Below are 16,175 nucleotides of genomic sequence, written 5' to 3' on the forward strand. Positions count from 1 at the left end.
GTGTACCTCTTCGATCCGTAAGGCTACCAGCGGTAGTGCGAGAACGCGCGGTTGGCTTCAGCCATCTTGTGCGTGTCTTCGCGCTTCTTGACGGCAGTGCCGCGATTGTTGGCTGCATCGAGCAACTCGCCGGAAAGGCGATCGACCATGGTCGTCTCGTTGCGCTTGCGTGCCGCAGAAATCAGCCAGCGGATGGCCAGCGCCTGACGACGCTCGGGACGAACATCGACCGGCACCTGGTAGGTCGCACCACCAACACGGCGCGAGCGAACCTCAACGTGCGGAGCAACATTCTCCAGCGCCTGGTGGAACACACCCACAGGCTCCTGCTTCAGCTTCTCTTCCACCTGCTCGAATGCACCGTAAACGATACGCTCGGCAGCGGATTTTTTACCATCAAGCATGATGGCATTCATGAATTTCGTAACAACCGTGTCACCGAATTTCGGATCGGGGTTGATCTCTCGCTTTTCTGCGCGATGGCGTCGGGACATGTTTTTCGTCTCTTACCTTCGAAGGCCCGGCTCAAAAACAAAGCGCCGAAGCCGGGAAACCTACTTCGGACGCTTGGCGCCGTATTTGGAACGACGCTGCTTGCGGTTCTTGACACCCTGCGTGTCGAGCACACCACGGATAATGTGGTAGCGCACACCCGGAAGGTCCTTCACACGGCCGCCGCGGATCATCACCACGGAGTGCTCCTGAAGATTATGCCCCTCACCCGGGATATAACCGATGACCTCAAACCCGTTGGCGAGGCGGATCTTTGCCACCTTACGCATAGCCGAGTTCGGCTTCTTCGGCGTCGTTGTGTAAACGCGCGTACAAACGCCCCGCTTCTGCGGGTTGGCCTGCATGGCCGGAACCTTATTGCGCTTAACCGGCGCAACGCGCGGCTTGCGGATCAACTGGTTAACGGTAGGCATCAAACCTTCCCTTGTTACAATTCCGTGTCTCAAGCCCGAGGGCCGCTTCAAGAACAGTCTGCGTTCATGCATAAATCCGGGCTGCAAACCGCATCAACGGTCTTGCCCGGACATACAGCAGAGGAAGCGTTTCCGCTTCATGCGCCGCAAATTCTGTCGCTCGCAAAAACGAACCCTGTTTGAGACCTGATCCAGGGCGCGTCGCCCCGAAAGAAAAAGCCTCACATCGGCTCGGACGAAGCGGGTATTACTCGCATGTCGGTTAACCGTCAACCCCACCCGCCCAAATATCTGGCGCACAGACGTGCATTGAAGCACTTGCTTGTCACGACGACAGATTATTGCTCCATCAGGCCGGTTTTCGAAGCGAAACCACACCATGCCTCTGTCATTCTAACAGGCTCCGTGCGAAAAACAGGCTCGCAACCGGGGCCCACGCTGCCCTGCAAGAATCAGGAAAGACTATGGACGAATCTGAAGAGCGGGCAGTCACCATCATCACCGGTCGTGTCTGGCGCGAGAAGGGCGAGGAAAGCGAAGGCGTTCACATCATGCTGCTTGCTCCCGATGACGATACCGCGGTGCGACTCGCGCTGGAAGCCCTCGCTCGCGAAGGCTATGCGGAAGCTGAGCTTGATCGCATCGGTGACATGGAAGGCGAGCCCGACGAGGAGCCACATCTCTCAGCCTGGCAGGGGGCGCTTGAAGGCGAAATCGCGATCGTTACGTTTGACGAACCAATTTAGGTGCTTGCAGTCGGGTGTGATCGCATGACAGCCAAAGGCGTAGGAAAGCAGTTGCCGCGTTGAAGCAGCACCCGAAAAGGCCCGGCTCATGCCCGGGCCTTTTCGGCAGGCAAAGCTTTATTTCAGTTTAGCCCCGGCTCCAGCGTAAACACGACAAACTGCGTGAACTGTCCGTTGGGATTGAAGTTGTTGTCGGAGGCCATCACGAGGGTCTGTTTGCCGCCAACCTCCGGCCCCTCGGTGATCGCTTCGATATTGTCCACGTCGAGACCGAAATCCCCTTCGCCGATCGTCAGGACATGCGTCTTCCTGAGTGTCGCAACGTCAACATCAAGGTCGGCAATTCTTTCTGCGCCGAGAATGTCGCTCGCACCCGCCGTCTCCACAAGATAAAGATTGATTTCGTTACCTGCCCCCAGCGCAAAGGAACGCTCGACCGCAAGAAACCGGCCGGCGTCGATCTCCAGGATCTCCGTCAGGCCGTTGTCGTTGTAGTAGGGCTCCGTGTCCGACTTCCGGTGGATCGGGCCGGTTTCGTAGACATACTCGGCGACCGGTTCCCCGCTTTCCACGTCAAAACCCAGGATGCGCGACAGGCTTCCCGCTTCAGGCGTCGCCTTTGGCCCGTCCTGTGCAAGCGCATTTTCGGTCGCCACCCAGGCAGTCTTTCCGTCGACGGAAAGCGCCAGCCCTTCAAATGCCAGATTGTTGCGGATGCCGCGTTCACCGGCAGCATCCGGCAGGTATGCTCCAGGGATCGTAAAGCTGCGCTTGAACGCGCCGTCCGCTCTGGCTTCGTAGAGCGCCGGATTGCCCGCGGCGTCGCGCTCGCTCGACCAGAACACGCTCTGCCGCGTACCGTCGAAGCGGATCGCTTCCGGATCGATGGTCTTGGGTGCGAACGGCGCGCCATCCTCTCCCTGGAGCACATGGCTCGAGATAATGTCCGCCCCCTTCACGCCGTCTTCCTCGATCAGAAGCTTCAGCCGATAGAAACGCGCCGGTGCTTTCTCCGACCGGTCATCAGAAATCGCATAAAACACCTCCGTCTCCGCATCGTAATCGAGACCCGATATGCCACCGAATTCGATGCCGGAAATCATGAGGCCGCTGGGAAGGACGATTTCGCCGAGAAAGGCTGGCTTTATCACGGCGTCTGCGTGGGCGAGAGACTGCGCCAAAATGGACATTGTTGCAGCGAAAACTAGCTTCCTGCACATGAGATCTTCTCCATAAACCGGGCGAAAGGGGCGCCCGGGGGTCTCATGATCCGGTTGGGTAACAGGCACGCGACAACGCCGGTGGATCGACCAAAGAAAAGCCGGGCACAGGGCCCGGCTTTGCATTTTTGAGATGAGCGCTGCCGATTACTCGGCGGGGCTCGTCGTCATGTCGGCGATCATAGGATCGGCTATTTCGGCACCGGAGCTCTTGCGTCGCTCGTCCAGGATCAGATCGTCGCGCGAACGTGCGATGCGGCGAACCTGGCTCATGGCGCCACCCGTACCGGCCGGGATAAGGCGACCCACGATGACGTTTTCCTTCAGGCCCTGCAGCGTGTCGATCTTGCCGGCTACAGCCGCCTCGGTCAGCACGCGGGTGGTCTCCTGGAAGGAGGCCGCGGAAATGAAGGACGGCGTCTGCAGAGATGCCTTGGTGATGCCGAGCAGAACCGGCTGACCTTCGGCTGGCTTCTTGCCCTCTTCCACCAGGCGCTCGTTGATCTCCTCGAACTCGACCGAGTCAACATGGTCGCCCGGAATATAGGTCGAATCGCCCTGTGTCGTAATCTCGACCTTCTGCAGCATCTGGCGAACGATCACCTCGATGTGCTTGTCGTTGATCAACACGCCCTGCAAACGATAGACCTCCTGGATTTCGTTGACCAGGTAAGAAGCCAGAGCCTCCACGCCCTTGATCGCCAGAATGTCATGCGGTGCCGGATTACCGTCGAGAATGAAATCGCCCTTTTCGATCTGGTCACCATCCTGGAGATGGAACGGCTTGCCCTTGGGAATGAGATATTCCGCGGGCTCCAGTGTCGAGTCATGCGGCTCGATGACGATACGGCGCTTGTTCTTGTAGTCCCGGCCGAAACGGATCGTGCCATCGATCTCGGCAATGATGGCGTGATCCTTCGGACGACGCGCCTCGAACAGCTCTGCCACACGCGGCAGACCACCGGTGATGTCCTTGGTGCGCGCGCTCTCGGTCGGAATACGGGCAATCACGTCGCCCGGCTTGACCTTGGAGCCCGGCTCAACGGACAGAACCGTTTCAACCGACATAAGGAAGCGTGCATCGCCACCACGGGCGAGCTTTGCCACCTTGCCCTTGGAATCGAGCACCGTCAGCGCCGGCTTCAGGTCCGCACCGCGCGGCGTCGACCGCCAATCGATGACCTCGCGCTTGGTGATACCGGTCGACTCATCGGCTGTTTCCTGAACGGAAACGCCATCCACCAGATCCTCGAACGCCACGGTGCCTTCCACTTCGGTGAGCATCGGACGGGTGTAAGGATCCCACTCGGCGATGCGCTGACCGCGCTTGACCTTGTCGCCCTCGTCGATGAAGAGCCGCGAACCGTAGGTAAGGCGGTGGCTTGCACGCTCCTCGCCGTTCTCATCAAGGATCAGAACCGCCATGTTGCGGCCCATCACGATGAGATCGCCTTCAGAGTTGCGCACCACATTGCGGTTGCGGATCTTGACGGTGCCCTCAAAGGACGCCTCCAAGAACGACTGGTCAACCACCTGCGCCGTTCCGCCCATGTGGAAGGTACGCATGGTGAGCTGGGTGCCCGGTTCGCCGATGGACTGGGCTGCAATAACGCCGACCGCCTCACCGATGTTGACCGGCGTGCCGCGCGCCAGATCGCGCCCATAACAAACCGCACATACGCCGCTGCGAACCTCACAGGTAAGCGCGGAGCGGATACGCACCGTCTGGATGCCCGCTTTCTCGATCGCTTCAACATCGCGTTCATCGATCAGGCGCCCTGCCGAAACGATGACTTCATCGGTAGCCGGATTGATGATGTCGTCGAGAGCCGTACGGCCAAGCACACGCTGACCGATGGAGGCAACCACCTGCCCTGCGTCCACGATGGGCTGCATGGTCAGGCCCTTCTCGGTGCCGCAATCAGGCACGGTGACAATGCAGTCCTGTGCAACATCGACGAGACGACGAGTCAGGTAGCCCGAGTTTGCTGTCTTCAAGGCAGTGTCGGCCAGACCCTTACGGGCGCCGTGGGTGGAGTTGAAGTACTCCATCACGGTCAGGCCTTCCTTGAAGTTCGAGATGATCGGCGTCTCGATGATGGAGCCATCCGGTCGGGCCATGAGGCCACGCATACCGGCAAGCTGACGCATCTGCGCCGGCGAACCGCGGGCACCGGAGTGCGACATCATGTAAACCGAATTCATCGGCTTCTGGCGGCCGTCTTCATTGAACTCGACTGCCTTGATGCGCTTCATCATCTCGTCGGCGACCTTCTCCGAGCACTTGGCCCAGGCGTCGACGACCTTGTTGTACTTCTCGCCCTGCGTGATCAGGCCGTCATTGTACTGCTGCTCATATTCCTTGGCGAGCGCCTCGGTCTCGGCCACCAGCTTTTCCTTGGTGTCCGGAATGACCATGTCGTCCTTGCCGAAGGAGATACCTGCGCGGCAGGCATGGCTAAAGCCGAGCTGCATCACGCGGTCACAGAAGATGACTGTCTCTTTCTGACCGCAGTGACGATAGACCGTGTCGATCATCTTGGAGATGTTCTTCTTGGTCAGTTCCTGATTGCAGATGTCGAAGGGCACGTTGTGGTTCTTCGGCAGAAGCTCGCCAACAATCATGCGTCCGGGCGTCGTCTCATGGATCTGCGAGACGGGATTGCCATCCGCATCGACGGTCTTAAACCGCCCCTTGATCTTGGTGTGCAGCGTGACGACCTTGTTCTCCAGAGCATGGTGCAGTTCGCCCATGTCGGCAAAGACCATGCCCTCACCCGGCTCGTTCTGGTTCATGATGGACAGATAGTAGAGTCCGAGAACCATGTCCTGCGACGGCACGATGATCGGTGCGCCGGAGGCCGGGTGCAGGATGTTGTTGGTCGACATCATGAGCACACGCGCTTCAAGCTGGGCTTCCAGCGAAAGCGGCACGTGAACAGCCATCTGATCACCGTCGAAGTCGGCGTTGAATGCCGTGCAGACCAGCGGGTGAAGCTGGATCGCCTTGCCTTCGATCAGCACGGGCTCGAACGCCTGGATGCCCAGACGGTGCAGCGTCGGCGCGCGGTTCAGAAGAACGGGATGCTCGCGGATAACCTCATCGAGGATATCCCACACCTCCGGCTTTTCCTTCTCGACCAGCTTCTTCGCCTGCTTGACGGTGGACGAGTAGCCTTTTGCATCAAGACGCGCATAGATAAACGGCTTGAAGAGTTCAAGCGCCATCTTCTTCGGCAGACCGCACTGGTGCAGCTTGAGCTCCGGTCCGGTCACGATCACCGAACGGCCAGAGTAATCGACGCGCTTGCCGAGCAGGTTCTGACGGAACCGGCCCTGCTTGCCCTTCAACATGTCGGAGAGCGACTTCAGCGGACGCTTGTTGGCACCGGTGATAACGCGCCCGCGGCGGCCATTGTCGAACAATGCATCGACCGCCTCCTGAAGCATGCGCTTCTCGTTGCGGATGATGATGCCCGGTGCGCGCAGTTCGATGAGGCGCTTCAGACGGTTGTTTCGGTTGATCACACGACGGTAAAGGTCGTTGAGATCGGAGGTGGCAAAGCGACCGCCATCCAGCGGCACCAGTGGACGCAGATCCGGCGGGATGACCGGGACGATCTTCATGATCATCCACTCAGGGCGATTGCCGGACTCGAGGAAGTTCTCGACCACCTTGAGACGCTTCAGAAGCTTCTTCTGCTTCAGCTCGGATGTCGTGGATGCGAGCTCCGAACGCAGATCACCGGCGATCTTGTCGAGGTCCATCGATTCCAGAAGGTGATGAATAGCCTCGGCACCGATCATGGCGGTGAACTGGTCCTCGCCATACTCGTCAACCGCAATCAGATACTCTTCTTCGGAAAGGAGCTGGTTTTCCTTGAGCGCCGTCAGCCCCGGTTCGGTCACGATGTAGTTCTCGAAATAGAGAACGCGCTCGATGTCCTTAAGGGTCATGTCGAGCAGCGTGCCGATGCGCGAAGGCAGCGACTTCAGAAACCAGATATGAGCGACAGGTGCTGCCAGCTCGATATGGCCCATACGCTCGCGACGAACACGTGACAGCGTGACTTCCACGCCGCACTTCTCGCAGATGACGCCCTTGTACTTCATGCGCTTGTACTTGCCGCAGAGGCACTCATAGTCCTTGATGGGACCGAAGATGCGCGCGCAGAAGAGACCGTCACGCTCAGGCTTGAACGTACGATAGTTGATGGTCTCGGGCTTTTTGATCTCGCCATACGACCAGGACAGGATTTTCTCGGGGCTAGCCAGAGAAATCCTGATCGAGTCGAAAGTCTGTGCCGGCGCCTGAGGGTTGAAAAGATTCATGACCTCTTGGTTCATGCCGATCTCCTTTTCGGGACGCCTTGTCCCTTTTAAACTTCGGTGAATACTGCCGCCGCGTGTCCCACCGGTTCAAATGCTTGGCCGCTAAGCTGCCTTGCGAACGACGATTGCGTGTCGCGAGAGTGTACCCCGCGACACGCGATAACGCTTATTCCGCAGCGTCGGGCAGTTGCTCTGTCTCGCCGGTGTCAATGCGGGAGTTTTCGAGCTCCACATTGAGACCAAGAGAGCGCATTTCCTTGACGAGAACATTGAAGCTCTCCGGAATGCCCGCCTCGAACGTATCGTCGCCGCGCACGATGGCTTCATAAACCTTGGTACGGCCCGCCACGTCATCCGACTTCACGGTCAGCATTTCCTGCAGCGTGTAGGCAGCGCCATAAGCTTCCAGCGCCCAGACCTCCATCTCACCGAAACGCTGTCCGCCGAACTGCGCCTTACCGCCCAGCGGCTGCTGGGTCACGAGCGAATACGGTCCAATCGAACGGGCGTGGATCTTGTCGTCCACCAGGTGGTGCAGCTTCAGCATGTAGATGTAGCCGACAGTGACCTGACGATCGAACGGCTCACCCGTACGCCCGTCGTAAAGTGTCACCTGCCCGCTCGTCTGCATGCCTGCCTGTTCCAGCATGATGTTGACGTCAGCCTCATGCGCGCCGTCGAAGACAGGCGTTGCGATGGACACGCCGCGACGCATCTGCTCGCCAAGGCGAACAATGCTCTCATCGTCGTACTGACGTACCGGCTCGTTACGGTCGTTGTCCGGAATGATCGACTCGATCGTCTGGCGCAGCGGCTTGATGTCTCCGCTCTCCTTATAACTGTCGATCAGATCTCCGATCTGCTGCCCCATGCCGGCACACGCCCAGCCCAGATGGGTCTCCAGAATCTGGCCGACGTTCATGCGGCTCGGCACACCCAGTGGGTTGAGCACGATATCCACATGCTGGCCATCTTCAAGAAACGGCATATCCTCGACCGGCACGATGCGCGAAACCACACCCTTGTTACCGTGACGGCCAGCCATCTTGTCGCCGGGCTGCATCTTGCGCTTCACGGCAACGAAGACCTTGACCATCTTCATGACGCCGGGCGGCATCTCGTCGCCGCGCTGCACCTTTTCGACCTTGTCCATGAAGCGCTGTTCAAGCGCCTTCTTCGACTCGTCATACTGGGCACGCATGGCTTCGAGAGCTTCCTGAAGCTTCTCGTCCTCGACAGCAAACTGCCACCACTGCGAACGCGGATACTCGTCCAGAACGTCGGCGGAAAGGGTCGCCCCCTTCTTGAAGCCTTTCGGCCCAGCGATCGCCTGCTTGCCCTCGAGCATTTCGGCGAGACGCGCATAGACGTTGCGATCCAGAATCGACTGCTCGTCGTCGCGGTCCTTGGCAAGGCGTTCGATTTCCTCGCGCTCGATGGCCATCGCACGCTCGTCCTTCTCGACGCCGTGACGGTTGAAGACGCGCACCTCGACGACCGTTCCGTACGTGCCGGGTGGCATGCGCATGGACGTGTCGCGAACATCCGAAGCCTTCTCACCGAAGATGGCGCGCAATAGCTTTTCTTCCGGCGTCATCGGGCTTTCGCCCTTCGGTGTGATCTTGCCAACCAGAATGTCGCCCGGCTGAACTTCGGCACCGATATAGGTGATGCCGGCTTCGTCGAGGTTCTTCAGCGCTTCTTCCGAAACGTTCGGAATGTCACGCGTGATTTCTTCCGGTCCAAGCTTCGTATCACGCGCCATCACCTCGAATTCCTCGATGTGAATGGAAGTGAAGACGTCATCGCGAACGATACGCTCGGACAGGAGGATGGAATCCTCGTAGTTGTAGCCGTTCCAGGGCATGAACGCGACAAGCACGTTCCGGCCAAGTGCGAGATCGCCCAGATCCGTAGAAGGACCGTCCGCGATGATATCGCCCTTGTTGACCCGGTCGCCCACGCGCACCAGCGGACGCTGGTTGACGCAGGTGTTCTGGTTCGAACGCTGGAACTTCATCAGGCGGTAGATGTCAACGCCCGAACGCGATGCGTCCACGTCTTCCGTCGCACGGATAACGATACGGGTCGCATCCACCTGATCGACGACACCGGTCCGGCGGGCAGCAATCGCAGCGCCGGAATCGCGCGCAACGATCGGCTCCATGCCGGTGCCGACGAACGGCGCCTCGGCACGCACCAGAGGCACGGCCTGACGCTGCATGTTCGAACCCATGAGAGCGCGGTTGGCGTCGTCGTTTTCCAGGAACGGGATGAGTGCTGCCGCAACCGACACAAGCTGCTTCGGCGACACGTCCATCAGGTCGACATTCTCACGCGGTGCCATCATCACTTCGCCGGCATGGCGGCAGATAACGAACTCATCCGTGAAGCTGCCATCCTCGCCGATGGAAGCGTTGGCCTGAGCAACGTAATGCTTGGCCTCTTCCATTGCGGACAGGTAGACGACGTCCTGGGTCACCTTGCCGTCGACAATCTTGCGATACGGGCTCTCGATGAAACCGTATTTGTTGACGCGGGCGAATGTGGCGAGCGAGTTGATCAGACCGATATTCGGGCCTTCCGGCGTCTCAATCGGGCAGATACGGCCATAGTGGGTCGGGTGCACGTCGCGCACCTCAAAGCCAGCACGCTCACGCGTCAGACCGCCCGGTCCAAGTGCCGAAAGACGACGCTTGTGGGTGATCTCTGACAGCGGGTTGGTCTGGTCCATGAACTGCGAGAGCTGCGAGGAACCGAAGAACTCGCGCACGGCGGCAGCAGCCGGCTTGGCGTTGATCAGGTCCTGCGGCATCACCGTGTCTATCTCGATCGAGGACATACGCTCCTTGATCGCACGCTCCATGCGCAGGAGGCCGACACGGTACTGGTTTTCCATCAGCTCGCCGACGGAACGCACACGACGGTTGCCGAGATTGTCGATGTCGTCGATCTCGCCCTTGCCATCGCGCAGCTCGACAAGCGTCTTGACCACGGCAACGATGTCTTCCTTGCGCAGAACGCGCACGGTGTCTTCCGCGTCCAGTTCGAGACGCATGTTCATCTTGACGCGGCCAACGGCCGAAAGGTCGTAGCGCTCGGCATCGAAGAACAGCGAATGGAACATCGCTTCCGCCGTTTCGAGCGTGGGCGGCTCGCCCGGACGCATGACACGATAGATGTCGAACAGCGCATCCTGGCGGGACTCGTTCTTGTCGGCAGCAAGCGTGTTGCGGATGTAGCCGCCAACATTAACGTGGTCGATGTCGAGAAAATGCACTTCGGTCGCGCCCGTCTCGAGCAGAACCTTCAGCGTCTTCTCATCGATCTCGTCACCGGCCTCGAGGAAAATCTCGCCCGTTTCCGGATTGACGATGTCTTCCGCCAGATAATTGCCCAGCAGGTCGTCTTCCGTCGCACGAATGGCCTTCAGGCCCTTCTCGGCGAGCTGCTTTGCCTGACGCGCCGTGATCTTTTTGCCAGCCTCAACGACAACCTCGCCGCTGTCGGCGTCGATCAGGTCCGTCGTGGCTTTCAGACCCTTGAACCGATCAACCGAGTAGGGAACACGCCAATTGTCACCATCGCGCACATAGGTGAGCTGATCGTAGAAGGTGGACAGGATCTCTTCAGCATCCATGCCAAGCGCCATCAGAAGCGACGTCGCTGGCAGTTTGCGGCGGCGGTCGATGCGCGCATGGACAATGTCCTTGGCATCAAACTCGATGTCGAGCCAGGAACCGCGATACGGGATCACACGCGCGGCAAACAGAAGCTTGCCCGACGAATGCGACTTGCCTTTGTCGTGGTCGAAGAACACACCCGGCGAACGGTGCATCTGCGAGACGATAACGCGCTCGGTGCCATTGACGATAAAGGTGCCATTGGACGTCATGAGCGGCATATCGCCCATATAGACGTCCTGCTCCTTGATGTCCTTGATTGACTTGGCGCCGGTGTCCTCATCGACATCAAAGACGATCAGGCGCAACGTCACCTTGAGCGGCGCAGCGAAGGTCAGATCGCGCTGCCGGCACTCGTCAACATCGAACTTGGGATCCTCGAATTCGTACTTCACGAATTCAAGCATCGCCGTTCCGGCGAAGTCCGAAATCGGGAAAACCGACTTGAACACCGCCTGCAGCCCCTCGTCAGGACGCCCGCCCTCGGGCTCCTCGACCATCAGGAACTGGTCATAGGATGCCTTCTGAACCTCGATAAGGTTCGGCATCTCCGCAACTTCCGGAATCTTTCCGAAGAACTTGCGTACCCGCCTGCGACCATTAAACGTTTGGGTCTCGGCCATCGTCGCTCCTTGCCCTGCCTGGCTTGCATGCACCACGTGAACCGCCGTTCCGGCGGTCAATCCAAACGGATAAAAACCCGTTTCCTGAAAGCCGCTTGCGGCCTACAGGAAAGAGGTTTGGATTCCGTCTTCAGTGTTCCGGCCCGCACAGATCGGAAATCCGTGCGGGCCGGACGCCGAATTACTTCAGCTCAACCTTGGCGCCAGCGCCTTCGAGCTGCTCTTTGATCTTCTCGGCTTCGTCCTTGGACACGCCTTCCTTGATCGCCTTCGGAGCGGACTCAACGAGGTCCTTGGCTTCCTTCAGGCCGAGACCCGTGATGCCGCGAACTTCCTTGATGACGTTGATCTTCTGGGCGCCAGCATCGGCGAGAACGACGTCGAATTCGGTCTTCTCTTCGGCAGCTTCGCCACCGGCAGCACCGCCTGCAGCAGCGGCAACAGCCACCGGAGCAGCAGCGGAGACGCCCCACTTCTCTTCAAGCATCTTCGAAAGCTCAGCCGCCTCGAGGACGGTCAGGCTCGACAGGTCTTCAACGATCTTAGCAAGATCAGCCATTGTACATTTCCTTTTGTGTTCGAACTGTGTTGTTGGTCTTGAGGACCGGCATCACGCCGCCTCGTCCTTCTTGGAATAGGCGCCGAAGACGCGCGCGAGCTGACCCGCGGGCGCGTTGACGACCTGTGCGATCCGGGTAGCCGGCGTCGAAATCATGCCGACCAGCTTCGCCCTGAGCTCGTCCAGCGACGGCAGCGAGGCGAGTGCCTTCACACCGTCGGCGTCGAGCGCGGTCTCACCCATGGCACCGCCGAGAATGACAAGCCTGTCATTGCCCTTGGCGAAGTCATTGGCGACCCTAGGAGCGACAACCGGATCGTCCGAATAGGCAATCAGGGTCTGGCCTTCGAAAAGGGCCTGAATGCCTTCGGACGGGGTTCCCTGAAGGGCGATTTTGGCGAGACGGTTTTTCGCAACCTTGACTGTGCCACCTGCGCCGCGCATCTTCGAACGAAGATCGTTCATCTGTGCGACGGTCAGACCGGCATAGTGGGCCACGACGACCGAACCGGTGTTGCTGAACACCTGATTCAGATCCGCGACGAATTCGCGTTTTTCCGCTCTGTCCACTGCCTTCTCCATTTGACGGAAAGTCCCGAAAGACGCATCCGCCGGTTTGCCTTTTGCCGCAGGGCATCCGCAAACTCGGATCACCCAAGCGACGCTCGAGGATCCTGTCCCCTTTCGCCAACCGGAATTCCGGCATCGGACAAAAGGCCAACACGGTTCGAACCTTCAAACGGGGCAAGCCCCGGTCTCCGGTCCCACCCGTCTCATGCAGACCCCGAAAAGGGATTAAGGCGAACCGCCTGCAATCTCGGACAGGATGTTCCGGAAGTTTCCTTCCGGCTTCCACACCCGAGGGTGCGGAAAGTCTTGGGGAAGGCGCCAGAGCGCCCTCCCCGAAATCTTATCAGGACGCAGCCGTCAGGCTCGCCACATCAATGCGCAGGCCAGGGCCCATGGTCGAGGTGATGGCAACCTTCTTCAGGTAGTTGCCCTTGGCACCCGCCGGCTTCGCCTTGATCACGGCATCCGCAAAAGCGCGTACATTCTCAGCGATGGCCTTGGCATCAAAAGAAGCCTTGCCGACGCCAGCATGCACGATACCGGCCTTCTCGACGCGGAACTCGACAGCGCCGCCCTTGGAAGCCTTGACCGCAGCCGTAACGTCCGGCGTCACGGTGCCAACCTTCGGGTTCGGCATCAGGCCACGCGGACCGAGCACCTTACCGAGACGACCGACCAGCGGCATCATGTCCGGCGTCGCGATACAGCGATCGAAATCGATCTCGCCCTTCTGGACGATCTCCACCAGATCCTCGGCACCGACGATGTCGGCACCGGCAGCCTTGGCCTCATCTGCCTTGTCGCCCTTGGCGAACACGGCAACGCGAACCGTACGGCCCGTGCCGTTCGGCAGATTGACGACGCCGCGAACCATCTGGTCCGCATGACGCGGGTCGACGCCGAGGTTCATCGCGATCTCGATGGTCTCGTCGAACTTCGCGGTTGCGCGGTCCTTCAGAAGCGCAACGGCCTCATCGAGAGCGTATTCCTTGTCACGGTCAATGCCTTCACGCGCCTTTGCGATGCGCTTGGAAAGTTTCGTCGCCATATCGTCAGCCCTCCACTTCCAGGCCCATGGAACGCGCGGAACCCTCGACCATGCGCATGGCCGCATCGACGTCGTTCGCGTTCAGGTCTTTCATTTTGGCTTCTGCGATTTCACGCACCTTGTCGCGCGAAATCTTGCCAGCAACCGACTTGCCCGGCTCCTTGGAACCCGACTTCAGGTTGATCGCCTTCTTGAGGAAGTAGCTCACCGGCGGAGTCTTCATCGTGAAGGTGAAAGACTTGTCCTGATAGTAGGTCACGACGACCGGGATCGGCGACCCCTTCTCCATCTCCTGGGTCTGCGCATTGAATGCCTTGCAGAACTCCATGATGTTGATGCCACGCTGACCAAGCGCAGGACCGATCGGGGGCGACGGCGTCGCCGAACCCGCGGGAACCTGAAGCTTGAGCAGGCCTGCAACTTTCTTAGCCATATCTCATCTGCCTTGTCGTTCACGCCGACCATCCTGCAAAGGATCGGCCGGCACCTGCAGTTTGGTGGTCCGGAAATCAGCAGCCGGCTAAGCCACCCTTCCCTTCCACCGACGAAGCCCCTCAAAGGGCAACACGGTCAGCCCTTTTCGACCTGACCGAATTCCAGGTCGACGGGCACGGCCCGTCCAAAAATCGAAACCTCGACCTTGAGTCGCGAGCGCTCCTCGTCCACTTCCTGAACGGAACCGTTGAACGAAGCAAAGGGGCCGTCGGCCACACGCACCTGCTCGCCGATTTCGAAGGTGACCGAGGGCTTGGGGCGTTCAACACCCTCCTGAACCTGGGTCAGGATGCGCTCGGCCTCCGCCTCGGTGATCGGCACCGGCTTGGAATCGCCAAGAAAGCCGGTCACTTTCGGCGTGTTCTTGATCATCGAGAAGACGGCATCGGTGAGCTGCGCCTTGACGAGAACATAGCCGGGGAAAAACTTGCGCTCGGCATCGACCTTGCGGCCACGGCGCACTTCCACCACCTTCTCGGTCGGAACGACAACCTGCTCGATCTTGCCGGTCAGCCCTTTCTGGCGGGCCTGCTCCTCAATGGATTCGGCAACCTTCTTCTCAAAGTTGGAATAGGCGTGGACGATGTACCAACGCGCAGTCATTTCAATCGCACTCCGTCAATCGTCCAGTGTCAGGCGCCAATGCCAAGGATGAGCTCGATACCGTAGGCCATGAGCTGGTCGGCAGCGAAGAAGAAAATCGCCGCCAGTGTGGCGAATGCGATGACCATCACTGTAGAGATCAGTGTCTCACGCCGCGAGGGCCACGTTACTTTCGCGGTTTCGGACCGAACCTGCTGAAGAAACGTGAAAGGATTCGTGGTTTTCGACGCCATATGCCGCTCTTGGTTCTGAAGCCTGGCAAGCCAGGTTATTTATTGTCCCCGATCGGATCGGGAGAGATGCAAGGGGCTGACAAAGCCGCCCCAAAAGCCGCGGAAGAAACACAAAAACCGAATCGATTCTCATATTCCACCCATACGACAAAGGCGCGTAAAGCCGCTTTCCCGGCTCCACGCACCGCGTGTCTGTTTGACCTACATAGAACCGAAGTCCGATTCTTGCAAGCCCCCACTGGAGATTGTGGCTGCAAGCCGCCCAAAAGGCGATCCGGTCCGGTTCTTCAATGCGATGTCCTGGCAGGGGCAGAGGGGCTCGAACCCCCGACCTGCGGTTTTGGAGACCGCCGCTCTACCAACTGAGCTATACCCCTATCGGCGCCCTTATTGCCCAAACGCATTTTCAGTTCAAGAAGTAGTTTGCCTTCATTCGCCGAAAACCTCACTTTTTTCGCGGACTTTTCAACGCGCAGCTTTTGTTCGCTCCCGTGCCTGGGGCGTTTTCAAAGATACAGCGTTTTTCAGGCGGCGTGCCGCATTTGCGGTGGAGATTTTTGAAACTGACGCACTTCCCATCCGGTGCGCGATATCCGGGACCGCCCTTACAGCCGCACCCTTTGCACGGCGGGCGTCCGGGACAGTTTCGCGCCGCCGATACCTGCGGCAGGCCCGCAAACACGAAAACGATCAACAGGCCAAGAAGCACTCTCGCCATTGTCCCTCACCCTTCAGTCCCCTCACCCTTCAGGCACAAAAAACGGGGCGCTGTATCCAGCGCCCCGCCTGAAAATCATAGGTGTCGCCATCGTCATTTGTGACAATGGCTCCTGCCTGATCACTCCGTGATCGATGCGACGATGCCGGCACCGGGCTAAAACGCGCTCGCGCCCGTTTTGGCATTGGCAGCGTCGGTAGCTTTCGGCGACGCCGCGCCGATCACTCAGTGATCGATGCGACGATGCCGGTACCGCGCCAAAACGCGCTTGCGCCCGTTTTGGCATTATCCGCGTCGGTTGCTTTCGGCAACGCCGCGTCGATCACTCAGTGATCGATGCGACGATGCCGGCACCGACGGTGCGGCCGCCTTCACGGATAGCGAAGCGCAGCTTCTCTTCCATGGCGATCGGCACGATC

The 16,175-nt window shown here is 59.3% G+C and carries 12 protein-coding genes, 1 tRNA gene and 1 pseudogene; 1 reads left to right on the forward strand and 13 read right to left on the reverse strand.

The genetic code is table 11. The features are described from left to right. Positions 1 to 23: 23 nt before the first annotated feature. Together rpsG and rpsL are read right to left on the reverse strand one after the other, a co-directional pair. The gene (gene rpsG, locus HF949_RS12670) at positions 24 to 494 is read right to left on the reverse strand and encodes a 30S ribosomal protein S7 (protein WP_229450910.1); all 471 of its coding nucleotides are present in this window, start codon (positions 492 to 494) and stop codon (positions 24 to 26) included. A gap of 60 nt (positions 495 to 554) precedes the next feature. Then, on the reverse strand, positions 555 to 926 hold the full coding sequence (gene rpsL / locus HF949_RS12675; protein ID WP_292895774.1) for a 30S ribosomal protein S12: 372 nt from the start codon (positions 924 to 926) through the stop codon (positions 555 to 557). Positions 927 to 1,390: 464 nt separating this feature from the next. Between rpsL and HF949_RS12680 the strand changes: the two genes are divergently transcribed. Then, positions 1,391 to 1,672, forward strand: coding sequence for a transcriptional regulator (locus tag HF949_RS12680; RefSeq protein ID WP_292895776.1), 282 nt, complete (start codon positions 1,391 to 1,393; stop codon positions 1,670 to 1,672). A gap of 122 nt (positions 1,673 to 1,794) precedes the next feature. Here HF949_RS12680 and HF949_RS12685 read toward each other — a convergent pair whose 3' ends face one another. From HF949_RS12685 to HF949_RS12735, 11 genes and pseudogenes are all read right to left on the reverse strand, one after another. Then, positions 1,795 to 2,892 (reverse strand): esterase-like activity of phytase family protein, encoded by a 1,098-nt coding sequence (locus HF949_RS12685; RefSeq protein ID WP_292895778.1) that lies wholly within the window; start codon positions 2,890 to 2,892, stop codon positions 1,795 to 1,797. A gap of 147 nt (positions 2,893 to 3,039) precedes the next feature. Beyond that, positions 3,040 to 7,239, reverse strand: a complete 4,200-nt coding sequence (rpoC, locus tag HF949_RS12690) for a DNA-directed RNA polymerase subunit beta' (RefSeq protein WP_292895780.1) — start codon at positions 7,237 to 7,239, stop codon at positions 3,040 to 3,042. A gap of 151 nt (positions 7,240 to 7,390) precedes the next feature. Beyond that, positions 7,391 to 11,530 (reverse strand): DNA-directed RNA polymerase subunit beta, encoded by a 4,140-nt coding sequence (gene rpoB / locus HF949_RS12695; protein WP_292895781.1) that lies wholly within the window; start codon positions 11,528 to 11,530, stop codon positions 7,391 to 7,393. 181 nt (positions 11,531 to 11,711) lie between these two features. Beyond that, a complete protein-coding gene (gene rplL, locus HF949_RS12700; protein ID WP_229450906.1) occupies positions 11,712 to 12,089 on the reverse strand; it encodes a 50S ribosomal protein L7/L12 in 378 nt (125 codons plus the stop codon). A gap of 51 nt (positions 12,090 to 12,140) precedes the next feature. After that, entirely contained in the window at positions 12,141 to 12,659 is a 519-nt protein-coding gene (rplJ, locus tag HF949_RS12705; RefSeq protein WP_292895783.1) for a 50S ribosomal protein L10, read from the reverse strand. Positions 12,660 to 13,002: 343 nt separating this feature from the next. Then, entirely contained in the window at positions 13,003 to 13,707 is a 705-nt protein-coding gene (gene rplA, locus HF949_RS12710) for a 50S ribosomal protein L1 (RefSeq protein WP_292895785.1), read from the reverse strand. Between the two features lie 4 nt (positions 13,708 to 13,711). Continuing rightward, complete coding sequence (gene rplK / locus HF949_RS12715; RefSeq protein WP_065815247.1) at positions 13,712 to 14,140, reverse strand: 50S ribosomal protein L11; 429 nt, start codon at positions 14,138 to 14,140, stop codon at positions 13,712 to 13,714. A gap of 137 nt (positions 14,141 to 14,277) precedes the next feature. Beyond that, positions 14,278 to 14,805, reverse strand: coding sequence for a transcription termination/antitermination protein NusG (nusG, locus tag HF949_RS12720; RefSeq protein WP_229450902.1), 528 nt, complete (start codon positions 14,803 to 14,805; stop codon positions 14,278 to 14,280). Between the two features lie 29 nt (positions 14,806 to 14,834). Further along, positions 14,835 to 15,038, reverse strand: a complete 204-nt coding sequence (gene secE, locus HF949_RS12725) for a preprotein translocase subunit SecE (RefSeq protein ID WP_007010606.1) — start codon at positions 15,036 to 15,038, stop codon at positions 14,835 to 14,837. A 301-nt stretch (positions 15,039 to 15,339) separates the two neighbouring features. Then, a tRNA-Trp gene (locus tag HF949_RS12730) sits at positions 15,340 to 15,415 on the reverse strand. Positions 15,416 to 16,078: 663 nt separating this feature from the next. Next, positions 16,079 to 16,175: pseudogene (locus HF949_RS12735) on the reverse strand (EF-Tu/IF-2/RF-3 family GTPase); the annotation flags it as partial.

This window comes from Nitratireductor sp. (assembly GCF_017794765.1).
Classification (GTDB): domain Bacteria; phylum Pseudomonadota; class Alphaproteobacteria; order Rhizobiales; family Rhizobiaceae; genus Nitratireductor.

Excerpts from the sequence above, each read along its gene's own strand:
- rpsG (WP_229450910.1), bottom strand. The coding sequence starts at position 494 with ATGTCCCGACGCCATCGCGCAGAAAAGCGAGAGATCAACCCCGATCCG.
- rpsL (WP_292895774.1), bottom strand. The coding sequence starts at position 926 with ATGCCTACCGTTAACCAGTTGATCCGCAAGCCGCGCGTTGCGCCGGTT.
- HF949_RS12680 (WP_292895776.1), top strand. The coding sequence starts at position 1,391 with ATGGACGAATCTGAAGAGCGGGCAGTCACCATCATCACCGGTCGTGTC.
- HF949_RS12685 (WP_292895778.1), bottom strand. The coding sequence starts at position 2,892 with ATGTGCAGGAAGCTAGTTTTCGCTGCAACAATGTCCATTTTGGCGCAG.
- rpoC (WP_292895780.1), bottom strand. The coding sequence starts at position 7,239 with ATGAACCAAGAGGTCATGAATCTTTTCAACCCTCAGGCGCCGGCACAG.
- rpoB (WP_292895781.1), bottom strand. The coding sequence starts at position 11,530 with ATGGCCGAGACCCAAACGTTTAATGGTCGCAGGCGGGTACGCAAGTTC.
- rplL (WP_229450906.1), bottom strand. The coding sequence starts at position 12,089 with ATGGCTGATCTTGCTAAGATCGTTGAAGACCTGTCGAGCCTGACCGTC.
- rplA (WP_292895785.1), bottom strand. The coding sequence starts at position 13,707 with ATGGCGACGAAACTTTCCAAGCGCATCGCAAAGGCGCGTGAAGGCATT.
- rplK (WP_065815247.1), bottom strand. The coding sequence starts at position 14,140 with ATGGCTAAGAAAGTTGCAGGCCTGCTCAAGCTTCAGGTTCCCGCGGGT.
- nusG (WP_229450902.1), bottom strand. The coding sequence starts at position 14,805 with ATGACTGCGCGTTGGTACATCGTCCACGCCTATTCCAACTTTGAGAAG.
- secE (WP_007010606.1), bottom strand. The coding sequence starts at position 15,038 with ATGGCGTCGAAAACCACGAATCCTTTCACGTTTCTTCAGCAGGTTCGG.